The 13,145-nt window shown below is 47.5% G+C and carries 7 protein-coding genes; 2 read left to right on the plus strand and 5 right to left on the minus strand.

Annotated features, from left to right (window positions below):
- Positions 1 to 8: 8 nt before the first annotated feature.
- The 4 genes from xrtN to D3H65_RS20550 form a co-directional block, all read right to left on the minus strand.
- Complete coding sequence (gene xrtN / locus D3H65_RS20535; RefSeq protein WP_119052109.1) at positions 9 to 1,367, minus strand: exosortase N; 1,359 nt, start codon at positions 1,365 to 1,367, stop codon at positions 9 to 11.
- The gene (locus D3H65_RS20540) at positions 1,364 to 3,883 is read right to left on the minus strand and encodes an XrtN system VIT domain-containing protein (RefSeq protein ID WP_119052110.1); all 2,520 of its coding nucleotides are present in this window, start codon (positions 3,881 to 3,883) and stop codon (positions 1,364 to 1,366) included. Before D3H65_RS20540 ends, xrtN begins: the two co-directional genes overlap by 4 nt.
- 56 nt (positions 3,884 to 3,939) lie before the next feature.
- Positions 3,940 to 4,239 carry a winged helix-turn-helix domain-containing protein gene (locus D3H65_RS20545; RefSeq protein WP_119052111.1) on the minus strand — a complete coding sequence of 100 codons (300 nt, stop codon included), beginning with the start codon at positions 4,237 to 4,239 and terminating at the stop codon, positions 3,940 to 3,942.
- 97 nt (positions 4,240 to 4,336) lie between these two features.
- A complete protein-coding gene (locus D3H65_RS20550) occupies positions 4,337 to 4,984 on the minus strand; it encodes a hypothetical protein (RefSeq protein ID WP_245999547.1) in 648 nt (215 codons plus the stop codon).
- A gap of 141 nt (positions 4,985 to 5,125) precedes the next feature.
- On the opposite strand from D3H65_RS20550, the gene D3H65_RS20555 reads away from it, so the two are divergent.
- Positions 5,126 to 7,639 carry a DUF5686 family protein gene (locus D3H65_RS20555; RefSeq protein ID WP_119052112.1) on the plus strand — a complete coding sequence of 838 codons (2,514 nt, stop codon included), beginning with the start codon at positions 5,126 to 5,128 and terminating at the stop codon, positions 7,637 to 7,639.
- Positions 7,640 to 7,869: 230 nt separating this feature from the next.
- Here the strand turns inward: D3H65_RS20555 and D3H65_RS20560 are convergent, their stop codons facing one another.
- Positions 7,870 to 11,391: an amidohydrolase family protein gene (locus D3H65_RS20560; RefSeq protein WP_119052113.1), complete on the minus strand. Its 3,522-nt coding sequence runs from the start codon at positions 11,389 to 11,391 to the stop codon at positions 7,870 to 7,872.
- A 177-nt stretch (positions 11,392 to 11,568) separates the two neighbouring features.
- On the opposite strand from D3H65_RS20560, the gene glpK reads away from it, so the two are divergent.
- Positions 11,569 to 13,068: a glycerol kinase GlpK gene (gene glpK / locus D3H65_RS20565; protein WP_119052114.1), complete on the plus strand. Its 1,500-nt coding sequence runs from the start codon at positions 11,569 to 11,571 to the stop codon at positions 13,066 to 13,068.
- Positions 13,069 to 13,145: the final 77 nt, after the last annotated feature.

The raw sequence follows: 13,145 nt of genomic DNA on the forward strand, positions 1-13,145 counted from the left end.
GAATGTTGTTATAATAGTTTTCTAAAAGGTTGTTCTTGTTGTATGTGTTGTATGGCTGCTTCCAGCTTTTCGCGGCTGGCGGCTGTCACATTGATCAGTGCATACTTTGTATTGTTTTGTAAAGCGTCACGTCGCCAGGCAAACTGATCGATGGTGCGATTCGAACCATTGTCGTACCACCAGGCAGTATACAGTTGATCTTGTCCATTCTGCAACAAGGCCATGTATACAAACTGGCCATTTACCTCGCTTTTCTCTACCTGTGTAAATGCATAGCCGCTACCCCGCCAGCAGATCATGGGATTGTGATCGGCGCTGTAAAACCCTGCAATGGGCTTGATGTATACCAGGGATTGATCATTCTCAAGCTTCACCACATCGTTGGCTATCCGCTGCACGCTATAACCCTCCACTGCGGGAATGGCAGCAGACTGGTCGGCTGTAACGTTATCACGCTGCACTACCGAACGGGCAGCCATCAGCATGGTTACTGCCAGTACGAGATGCACTATTACTTGTTTCACCGTATTGGTATTTGAAACTGGTGGCAGGTGTACGATAGTTGCCTTACCATGTCTTTGTATCAGCCAACGGGTAAACAGGGAGGCAGGCAATACTACATATACCAGGAAACAAATAATACCCATCACTTCGTGCAAAGTGGTGCCGGGCAAAATATTCAGTTGCACCAGGCATACAATGCGAATGAGATTCGATAATATATTGAATGCCATTACCAGGCCCAGCAGCAGGAATACCTGCCACCAGGCGCCAGTCCGTCCGTATTTCTTTTGATATACTGCTACCAGTAATACCTGTAGCAACAAAGCAGTCACCAGCATATTCAGCCCCATGCAGGCAGGGTCTACTGAAAATTCATGGCCATTGCAATGGATCATATTGCCCTTTACCTGTACAGCACTGCCCATCAACTGCATGGCTTTGCCCGCCATGGTGGTAAGTTGCAGGCGGATCGGAAAGCTGAATATATCGGCCATGTACTGGAAGATGGGGCTCATCATACCAACCACGATCAGTGGCAGCAGGTTTGTTTTACCCACGAAGCTTTCTATTACAAACAATACCGAACAGGCAATGGCGCCATAGCAGATCGTTTTCACGGGCAGCGCCAGGCAGCACAATGCCAGCAGGATGGCCGCCACCGCATAGCGGATAGATCCTTTATCAACCGTTCGGATCACCGTAACCACTGGTAAGGCTACCAGTCCCAGCAGCACGTTCACCGATTGCCATATGATATGGTTGCGCAGTGCGTAGTACAGGATGCCTGCGTAGAAGAGCAAGGCAAGGATGGCCCAGCGGTTGAGCTTCCATTGTTTTACTGGTATCTGCAGGGAGCTTATCATATCCTGTTTTTATTAAGTACGGGCTTGAATTTAATGGTAAGGATCACCAGCACGGCAATAATGATGAGCGCCCAATCGTGTGGCTCAGGTACAGCGCCCTTCGATTGCAGGGAAGCATTCTTCAGGCTGTTCTTGCTGTCGTTGATATTAAAACGGTCATAATCTTTTTGTGTTTCCAGCACCACCAGGCTCGATACGGGCGATACTACATAGGCTTTTACAGCTTCCTGCACCAGGGTATCTTCCACAGGCTGGTTGGTGAGCAATCCACTGCCCGCCTTTTGCATAATATGGTTATAAGCAAAGAGCCGCATCAGGTGATCGGGAGCAGCAGCGGGGTTCGCTCCTGCCTGTTGCCGCAGCAGTAACCCTGCATCATCAATCACTACCTGCTGATCGTTTTCAATGGCCTGGACAAATACCTTTTTCTCCAGTAATTCTTTAAGCTGCGCCAGCTCTCCCTGCTCATATTGAAACACCCGGTATTCCTTCAGTGATTTGAGGTAAGGGGATAAATGCTCACCGATATTGAAAAGCCGTATGCTACCGTTACTGGCCAAATAGGTTTTCAACTGCTGCAGGTAGCGGCTATCGGCCAGATCACTTATATTGGGAGAAGCCACGGGGTTCTTCGTGATCAGCAAGGCGGTGGTGGGGTCCTTTATTTCAAACAGGGGAAACAGGCTGAACTGGGTTTCCTGCAATTGGCCAAACAAGCGCGCCCTGTTTTCCGGGGTTAGTTGCACAAGGCCATTGTCGTATACATAGACTGCTTTATTTTTTACCAGATCATAGACCATTTCAAATTCAGGTCTTGACCAGGACCTATTGATATCGAGATATACTGTGCCGGCATCAAAAGCCACCCTTTGTGGATGGTAAGGGTGAACAGTATAGGTTTGTCCATCGAAACTAAAAGCATCGGTTGAGAGGGGCGATTCGCTCAGTTGTATCTTCCAATCGGGTTCATATTTACCGGCACGCTTCCAGGTGTGTTGTCCATTGTCACTGAAAACAGCAGGCGCCACCAGTTCGCGCGGTGATTGCTGGAAATTCAAAGTAGCTTCTTCCTGCGCGTTGTGTGAAGCGGGCCCATCGAACCAGATGTTTTCATATACCAGCTTGGTATCCCTCCTGATGAGGGGTGCTGTGATGCCCAGTTTGAAACGGCGGCTTTGTCCGGCAATGACGGGGAATACCCGCACAGAAACAGTATTGCCTTCCTGCCAATGCACCACCGAAGGATCGCGCCTTTCCTTGCCTACGATGGTTTTATAGGCGGAGTCGGCTTTGGCTTTGGAAGTAAGGATCCCTTTTTCTTCCTTTCCTTCTATCCAGAGGGAAAGGGCAGTGATCACGGCGCCTTCGGGTAAATGGAAAGTATAGATAGCTTCCTGCTGGTTACCTCTCCAACGCTCCTGCAACCCGGCATTGGTAACAGTGATGTTCTTTTCGGTATAAGCAAGGCCAAACTGGGGCCATACCCGCACATCTGTTGTAATATGTTCAGTATACAGGTCTTCCCCACTCCATAAACGTTCCTGTGCCTGGTGGCGCGAATCGTAAATGGACTCGAGTATTTTGATGCGGTCATCGTTGGGCAGGTTGGGTTTACCGGCAAAGAAGACAGCAGTCATGACCAGCGGATCATGTTTTTTGGGTTCATCGAAATTCCGGAAAGAGGAACCCCAGAAAATACGATCCCAATTGCTGGTAATATCAGGGGTGCTGTATACCAGATCAGTTTTTAATATTCTTTCGGACAACCATCCTTGTGAAGATTTTTGAGCTGCCGCTATCCATGGGGGCAAGCCATTGCTTTCGGCCACGCCGGCTTTGCGATAGGTAAGGTTGACCTCTCGTGTGACCTGGCTCCATTGTACCATAAAAACAATCGTGAAAATAACGATCGCTGCTGCACCACCGGCATAGCTGTACCAAAGTTTTTTGTCATGGCGGGCAAGTCTTCTGATCAGTTTGATGGTAAACAACAGGAATAGCAGGGGTACGAAGCTGTGGCCGGATATGCCCAGTATCCACACGATCACAGTACTCAGCACATACATGGGAGCGAGGTATAAAGAGAAGTACAGGAAAACAATGGAGGCCACCCCTAATAATGCGGTCATGGTATATTGCAACCACCGCGAAAAAGCGTCAAAGAATTGAAATAATATATAATTCACGCAAAGGACCACCAATACGACCGACAACCAGGTAACAGAGTCATCAAAGATGTTCATATCACGGTTGAGAGCAAAAGCACTGATCAGGAATAAGATCAACAGGAGAAATATAGGGATCAATCCTTCACGTCCTGCCTTGAATCTCCCGCAGGCTTTTATAGCAATGAAGTAGCCAATCGTACAAGCAAAGTTGACAACGAAGATGCCCATGCTGCGGTCTGGGGGCAAGGTGATAAAAAGGGGAATGCAAAAAACAACCAGCGAGGCCATGATCACGATCAGGCCACCCATATACAGTTGATCTTTTAATTTGGTAGTAATACGTTTCATATATGGTGTTATAAAGTGCTTTGTAATACAAAGTGTAAGTAGAAAAAAAATAGCGCTTACCGCACGCCTTTGATCATATTCTCCAGTGCCTCAATGTGTTCCCTGAAGGCTTTTTCACCTGCCTTTGTAATTGAATAGGTTGTATTGGTTTTTCTTCCTATAAAACCTTTATGTACTTTGATGAACCCGTTCTCTTCGAGGTTTACCAGGTGTGATGCCAGGTTGCCATCTGTCACTTCCATCATTTGCTTCAGGTCATTAAAACTCACCTCCTCATTCACCATCAGGATGCTCATGACCCCCAGGCGTATGCGGCTGTCGAATATTTTATTAAGATTTCCAATCGGGTTCTTCATACTTCACTTTTAAGCTGCGAGCTACGAGCGGTGAGCTGCGAGCCGGTTGCTTCGTTATTGATACTCACAACTGATTGCCGATAACTATCGGGATCACTTATCTTTCATACTTCCACCACATGACTGCGCCATACAGGATGTGCAATACACCAAATCCGGCGGCCCAAAAATACAACCCTTCGTTTATTATCCACAGATTCAAAATGCCCAGGAAGATCTGTCCGTAACCCAGGTAGCGTACTTCGCCCAGTGTATACTTGGAAGCATTTACAAGGGCAAGGCCATAGAAAATAAGACAACCAGGCGCCACCAGCTCATAATAGCCCATTTGCAAAGCACGCAGCAGCATGATGCCGCCGACTGCCATGGGCAATATAGTATTCCAGGTCAGGCGCTGTACGGTGCGATCCCATAAGGGCACTCCGTTGCGTCTGCTACGTATATACGTAAAGAAAAAAGCAGATACAAAAGCCGCAATGAAGGTGACAACAGCGATTACAATAAGGTCTGTGAACAGCTCTGTGGAGGTATATGCATTATATTCATTGTATACGCCCTTGTGGGTCCTGGCAGTTTGATATACAATAAAACTGCCAAGCCGGCTGTGTGCCACCCACGCTCCTATCAGGGCGCAAATTCCCGCACTCACCCCACTCCATCCGCTTAAAGAGATAAAGCGGGACGAACGCTCCATGATGCGTTTAATGTCCTGCAGCGTTTCTAATGGTTGGTGTTGGCTATCCATATAAAGCACTTTGTAATACAAAGTAGCAGTATATTTTTCATATTTGCAAACTTTTGTCGTTATATACCTGATTTTTGATCTTTTTAACAATACCGAATAGGGGTCTAAGTCGTATTTTTGGTCATAGTTCAAATCGCGCGCGTGAAGAAATTCTTTTTAAGTATAGCCGGGCTTTGTTGCTGCTTATTTCTGTTTCAGGCCACCCAAGGACAAACCAAGATACTGCGGGGCATCATCAAGGATGTCCACAGTGATGAACGTATTCCCTTTGCCTCCATGCAATTCCAGGTAGCAGGCACGGGCAAATTGAGTGATTCTGCGGGTACTTTTACCTTCCATTTCGATCAATGGCCAACTGATACGATCAAGATCACCTATGTGGGATACCAGGATTTTTTCCTGGCCATCGACTCCAACCTGGTCAAAAGAGCCAAAAACAACATTATTGACATCAGCATCCTCCTGGAAAGGGGCAAATTCACCGATGAAGTGGTGGTGCGGAAAACAATCGACCGTGGACTGCTGATGTGGAAACGTATTGTAAAGCGTAAACCACGCAATGACCGCTACCGGTTTGAGAACTTTTCCTATGAATTGTACAATAAGCTGGAACTGGATATTAAGAATATCAAGAAGGAAAAGTGGCAAAACCTGCCCTTTATCAAGAAATTCAACTTCGTTTTAAATAATATCGACACCACGGAAGAAGGCAATACCTTCCTTCCGGTATACCTCACAGAAGCTATTTCTGACTACTACTATCAGAAATCGCCCCGCAAACGGCGGGAAGTATTCCAGGGCACCAAGACGATGGGGGTGAACAATGAAAGTGTTTCGCGCTTCCTGGGGGGCATGGACCAGAATATTAATTTCTACAGCAATTTCATCCCGGTATTTGACAAACTGTTTGTAAGCCCCCTCAGTGATAACGGGGATAGTTATTACCGGTACAAGGTGTTGGACACACAGGTGGTAAATGGCCGGCGCCTCATACATATGTCGTTTACGCCTAAAAGACCGGGTGAAAATACTTTTGAGGGAGATTGCTGGGCACACGATACCACCTGGGCCATCCAGAAAATGAACCTGCGCCTGGCCAAGGATGCCAATATCAACTTTGTAGACAGGCTAAGCCTGATCCAGGAATTCAGCCTTATTAATGATACTACCTGGTTCCTCACCCGTGATAAGTTTGTAGTGGATATGTCGCTCACCGGCGAAAAAACCCTTTCTGCCATTGGAAGAAAGACCACCACCTATAAAGATATTGTGGTCAATAACCCTTCTGTGATAGCCGAACTTAGCAAGAATAAGCTACTGGAGGAAACCATCTTGTCGCCCGAAGCTCAACGCGCCACCGATTCCTTTTGGGTAAACTCAAGACATGAAGAGTTGACCAAAACGGAGAAAACGATCTATCAAACCATTGATACCCTGCTGAAGATGCCGGCTTTCAAAAGGGCCACGCGTACCATTAATTTTATAACCACGGGGTATATGAATATTGGTAACTATGAGATCGGCCCCTGGTTCAACTGGGCCACCGCCAATCAGCAGGAAGGTTTCAGGACGCGCTTTGACCTGGCTACGAACAAATACTTCAGCAAGAAATTCCTGTTCCATGGCTACCTGGCTTATGGTTTTAAAGACCAGGAATTCAAGTACCAGTTGGATGGTATGTGGCTGCTCAATAAGAACCCACGTACGTATATCACGGCCTCGCATAAGCATGATTTTGACCGTGGGCAGCAATACTATGATGAGATCAGCCAGGACAATATCTTTGCGCTGGCCATCCGCAAAAATGGAGTTCCCATCAAGTTCCTGATGGTCGATGAAACCAAGGTGGAGCTTTTCGGATCTACCAAGTCGGGGTTCTCTGTTACCTTGGGCGGCGCCCACAAGAATTATGATCCGGTAGCCAACATACCCTATAAAAGCATCTTTGTTGACGATAAAGGCGATTCCTCTATCCGCACAACGGAAGCCTCCATCCGCATTCGTTATGCCTTCCTGGAGAAATTCCTGGAAAGCACCTTTAACCGCTATAGCCTCGGCAGTGATTATCCCATTGTTGATATACGCTATACGAGGGGATTAAATGGTGTATTGAATGGCAAATATGATTACCATAAGCTGAGCGCCAGTGTGTCAGATTATTCTAAAATCCCTCCATTGGGTACTATTTATTATAATGTGTTTGCCGGCCGCACCTGGGGCAAGCTGCCTTATATGCTGTTGGATGTGGCGCCGGGTAATGAGATCTATTATTATAACAAATATGCGTTCAACCTCATGAACCGCTATGAATACCTGCATGACCGCTATGCAGGCATCAACATAGAGCATAATTTTGGCAATGGCCTGTTTCGCTTTATTCCGCTGACCAGGAAACTGAAATTCCGCCAGTTCTGGACAGCAAAAGCATTGATAGGCAGCCTGAGTGATGAGAATAAGGCTTACAATATGCCGGCAGGTTCAGATTACAAGTTTGAATCACTCGACGGAAAAACCTATATTGAAGTAGGAACGGGGGTAGACAATATCTTTAAACTGTTCCGGGTTGATTTTATATGGCGCCTGGCTCCGCGGCCTTTGCCTGTTGAACAGGTAAAACGCTTTGGGGTGTTCTTTAGCTTCAGGCTGGCGTTTTAGAGATGAGTTGTGCATGCGTTGCTTCGAGGGGTATCGTTTCAGGGATTAAGACTACACCATAAAAAGAGGCCTTCCGCTTAATTGCTGGAAGGCCTTTTTACTGATCATGTTTTATTATTTCTTCATTCTACAGGATAGAAGGATCCAGGGCTACGGCATTAAAAAAGGGCCCCGTTTGCACAGGGCCCTTTAGCAGGACAATTTTTTCAGCTCATGCTTCGGGGTTTCGTCTACTCTTTAATTCCTGTTGTATTGACCGGTTTTTCAAATGTCCATTCACTACGCTCCAGTTTGCGGGATGTGGGGTACACTTCATCCAGGGTGTTGCCGTTGTACAGGCGGCCATTCTTCATCACCATGTTGATGGTGTTGGTATTACGGATATTATCCAGCGGATTCTTATCCATAATGATCAGGTCGGCCAGTTTACCGGCTTGCAGGCTGCCTATATCACCATCCAGGCCCAATGCCTGTGCACCCAGTATGGTAGCAGTTTTTAAGGCATCATGGGTGCTCATGCCACCACTTTGCATGGACCATACTTCCCAATGATAACCCAGGCCCTGTAATTGACCATGGCTGCCGATACCTGCCAGGGCGCCGCTTTCCACCATGGATTTCATGGATTTGGCATGTTTGGCAAACACATGTTCTTCGGGCATGAACCAGCCGGCGCGGCGACGTGATTTACCGGCCAATTCTTCATAAGGGGTAAAGAACTGGAGCTTTTTATCATTGTAAGGCATTTCGGTCTCATAATAATAATTCTCTGCCCAGGGACCGCCATAGGCTACCAGCAAAGTAGGCGTTACAGCCATCTTCGATTCAGCTATGGATTTATATACATCCTTGTACAAGGGATAAACCGGTATAGAATGTTCATGACCAGGATAACCATCCAGCAGGTTGGTCATGTTGAGCTTATAGTTGAGTCCGCCTTCAGTAGTAGGCATCAATCCCTGCTCTTTGGCAGCTTTGATGATCCACTGCCTTACCTGGCGGGGACCTGTCAAATACATTTTGATGTACTTGGTATTGTAGTACTTGCTGTACTGCTTCAGGATATTGCTGGCATTTGCAGAATCGCGCACGTTGTACATCCAGAAACCTACACCCGGACCAGTAGAATATACACGGGGACCTACCATCTTACCGGCATCTACCATATCGCTATAAGTGAGTACGTCGGTAGTAGCTGTTTGCGGATCACGGGTAGCGGTTACACCATAAGCCAGGTTGGCGGCATAGATCCAGCTTTGGTTTTTCTGAATACCCCATTGTGGCCACATATGTGAATGGGTATCTACAAAGCCGGGTACAATGGTTTTGCCTGCCACATCAATTACTTTGGTATTGGCCGGAACCTGTAAGGTGCCGGTTTTGCCAACGGCCTTGATACGGTTGTTGACCACCAGGATATCACCGTTTTCAATTACTTCATTGCCATTCATGGTAATGATCCGGGCTCCTTTCAGCAATACGGAAGCTTTGGGAAAGTCTTTCTCGAAGTAGATCTTAATAGCAACCTCTTCGGGTTTGTATTTAAACTCTTCTTTTTTCTCCACCACTTTCTTAGCCAGGGTATCGATCAGCTTTTTAGTAGTGTCGGTTTGCACTTTCACTACGGCGGTGATGGCCTTGGCCAGGGAATCTTCCTTCCTTTTGGCTTCTGCTTTTTTCGCCAGCTTTACACTGTCTTCCTGGAACTGCGCTTTGTCTACATCATATACAAAGTGGGCATTACCGAGCGACCAGTGTACTTTTTTACCATCAGCTTCCCAGGAAGCAAACTCACCACCCAGTTCGGTTAATTTCCTCGCCGGGAAAGCGGCACTGGAAGCATCTGCTACATTAATAGCAGCAGGACGGCCGGTATTGGGAATGGTGATCACATAAATATCATTGTTGACCTGCGCCATTGCCCTGTCGCCAGTGGGCGACATGTTGATCTGTGCGGCTGAGGAGGGCACCTGTACTTCCATCGCTTGTGCTACCTTTTCGGTGAGCAGGCAAAAATCGGAGGAATTGAGCTCGTGCCGGTGTTCATCATCCTTGAAGTTGCTGATGCCATAGGTGGTAACACCTGTTACGCGTGCATGCACTTTCTCATCGGTTCCATCCCAGCGGATGGAGATGAGGCTGCCGCCCTGGTTGAGGTAGATACGGTCATCCACATTCTTTACAAAATGGGGATTGCTACGGAAATTAGCTCTTTGGATCAGGGTAATATCACCACCATTAGCAGGCATCCAAACCAATTCATTTTCACCACCATCGGCTACAGGCCCAATTGATTCGCGGTAGCGTTGCAATTTGCCACGCATGAAAACGATACGGTCATTCTTTAAATTAAATACGGCTGATGCATAAAAGCCGGGTTCTTTGGTAAGCTTCTGTACAGTGGGCTTGCCATTCACATTTACCTTGAATAGGTTACCTCCCTCGGGTGTCCAGGTAGTGAATACAAGGTTGTTGCCATCCGGTGACCAGGAAGGCTCTGCTTCGGTAAACTCATGGGTGGTCAACCTTTTGGGCGTACCATTGGGATAATCCATCACATACAAACGGTTCAATACCGTGAAGGCCAGTTTCTTTCCATCAGGAGAAGGAACAGCATCACGTATCTGTGTAGCTAATGCATGAGAGGTATCTGATACGGGGTATTTGAATTCAAGGCGGGGCCCTAATTCCAGTTCCATATCAGCGGTGAACGGTATTTCTGTGGGCTTACCACCATCCACGGGAATACGGTAGATCTTTCCACCATAAGAAGCCACCAGGGCTTTGCTGTCAGGCGTAAAGGACATACCGGGCAATACACCCATGGTAGCCATCGACTCCTGCTCATCGCGTTGCACGGGATAGGCCAGCCACCTTTCATCGCCGCTGGCAATATTGCGGATCACGAGGCCGGTCTTGTCTTCAAACCTTGACCCGTATACGATCCACTTGCCATCTTTGGATAATACAGGCGTAAAAGCCGATCCATATCTTGAAGTAATGGTGGAAATCCTGGCATTGTCGCGGTCGTATACACCGATCTGGTATTGTGGCAGGGGTGCATTGTAAGTCCAGGCACCATTGCGGGCAGAGAAATAAATATAACGGCCGTCAGGACTTACTGCAGGATCGATGGTCTTAAAATTGGGTGTTTCTACCAGCTGTGTACCACCGCCTGCATCTTTGTGTATCATCCAGAGTTTAATATCCAGCCGGCCGCGGGCAGCGATCACATAGTTGCCATCAGCCGTCCAGGTGGCGCCGGGAAAGTTCTGGTCACGGTCTTTGGTGAGCTGTACGGTATCTTTCTTTTCCATGTCGATGTACCACACATTCTCCGAACCGCTCCTGTCGGAAGTGAACAGCAGCTTTTTGCCATCCGGGCTATAGCGTGGATGGGTATCAAAAGCCAGGCCCTTGGTGACGAGGGTAGCTTTACCACCGGACATAGGAACGGTATAAATATCCCCCATCAGGTCGAACGCAATCGATTGTCCATCGGGACTAACATCCACACTCATCCATGTTCCTTCATTGGTAGCGAAGGCAATTTTACGTTCTGGTTTCAGCGGAAGGTTCTTGTATTCCGTGTACTTAACCGTGTCCTTCCGGGTAGTGTCTGATAGTATTTCGTGCTTCCACGTAGTAATAGTGGAGCTTTTTCCCGCAGCAGCTAATACGGCGCCCGCCAGCAATACAGCCGGTAGCACAATCAACCCACGGTTGCGGTTTTTTAAAAGGGAGCAGCTCATATAGAGTAGTTTTTATGATGTTAGGTGCAGAAAATTACAACAGTAACTGCAATTAGCTTTTTAATAACCAATAATTATTATGAGTGGTTGTACCATGATGATTATTTTCCTGCACGGCATTCCCAAAATCATCATAACAAACATTTAATTTCTTATCTTTTCCCTTAAATCGATTGCATGTCTTCTAAGTATATCCTTGCCCTTGATCAGGGTACTACCAGCTCCCGTGCTATCTTATTCGATCATGCCGGCAGCATTATTACCGTAGCGCAGAAAGAGTTTAAACAATGGTATCCCCAACCCGGTTGGGTGGAACATGACCCGGAAGAGATATGGTCCTCCCAATTCAGTGTGATGGCAGAAGTACTGGCCAAAAAGAGCATTACTACCGACCAGGTGGCTGCTATTGGTATTACCAATCAGCGTGAAACCACCATTGTATGGGATAAGGAAACAGGCAAGCCTATATCCCATGCTATAGTATGGCAGGACCGCAGAACGGCAGAGTATTGCGATCATTTGAAAGCAACCGGTCATGCGGCGCTTATTCAACAGAAAACAGGGCTGATCATTGACGCTTACTTTTCTGCTACCAAACTTAAATGGATACTGGATAAAGTGCCCGGCGCCCGTGAAAAGGCCAATCGCGGTCAGCTGGCATTTGGTACGGTGGATAGCTGGCTGATCTGGAAACTCACGGGTGGCAAATTGCACATCACGGATGTGTCCAATGCATCCCGTACCATGCTGCTCAACATCCATACCTGTGAGTGGGATGCTGAGTTGCTGAAGCTGTTTGATATCCCTGCCAGCGTGTTGCCGGAAGTAAAACCTTCCAGTAAGATATATGGTGTAACAGAAACAGTGGTCAAACATGCCAATATACCTATTGCAGGTATTGCCGGCGATCAGCAGGCTGCGCTCTTCGGCCAGATGTGTACGCAGCCCGGTATGGTAAAGAATACTTATGGTACCGGTTGTTTCATGCTCATGAATACGGGCGGCAAGGCGGTGGTATCGACCAATAATCTCCTGACTACGGTAGCCTGGAAAATACATAACAAAGTAGAATACGCGCTGGAAGGCAGCATATTCATTGCGGGCGCTGTAGTACAATGGCTGCGCGATGGATTGCACATCATCCGTTCCTCTGCCGATGTGGAAGCGTTGGCTGCTAGTGTACCCGATACCAATGGGGTGTATATGGTGCCTGCCTTTGCCGGGCTGGGTGCTCCACACTGGAACCAACATGCAAGAGGTGCTTTGTATGGCCTTACCCGGGGTACTTCAGATGCACATATTGCACGTGCTGCCCTGGAAAGCATCGCTTACCAAACCAATGATGTATTGAAAGCCATGGAATCGGATGCCGGCATACCTATCGCAGAATTGCGGGTGGATGGTGGAGCCACCATCAACAATGGCCTCATGCAATTTCAAAGCAATATGCTGCAGGTGCCGGTCTTACGTCCCAAGGTATACGAAACCACAGCGATTGGCGCAGCCTACCTGGCCGGACTGGCGGTAGGCTATTGGGACAGTGTGGAAGAATTGCAAAAACAATGGCAGGTAGACGCCCGGTTCACACCCGTGATGCCGCAGGAAGAAGTACAGCAATTATTAAAAGGCTGGCGCCGTGCTGTAAAAGCATCGATCGCCTGGGCAGATGACAAGTAAGAAAAGGAGTTAGCTATTAGCTTTTAGCCTTTAGCTGTTAGGAACTAGCTTTTAGGCGTTAGCGTGGCCTCCAAGAA

This window comes from Paraflavitalea soli, assembly GCF_003555545.1.
In the GTDB taxonomy this organism is placed as follows: Bacteria; Bacteroidota; Bacteroidia; order Chitinophagales; family Chitinophagaceae; genus Paraflavitalea; species Paraflavitalea soli.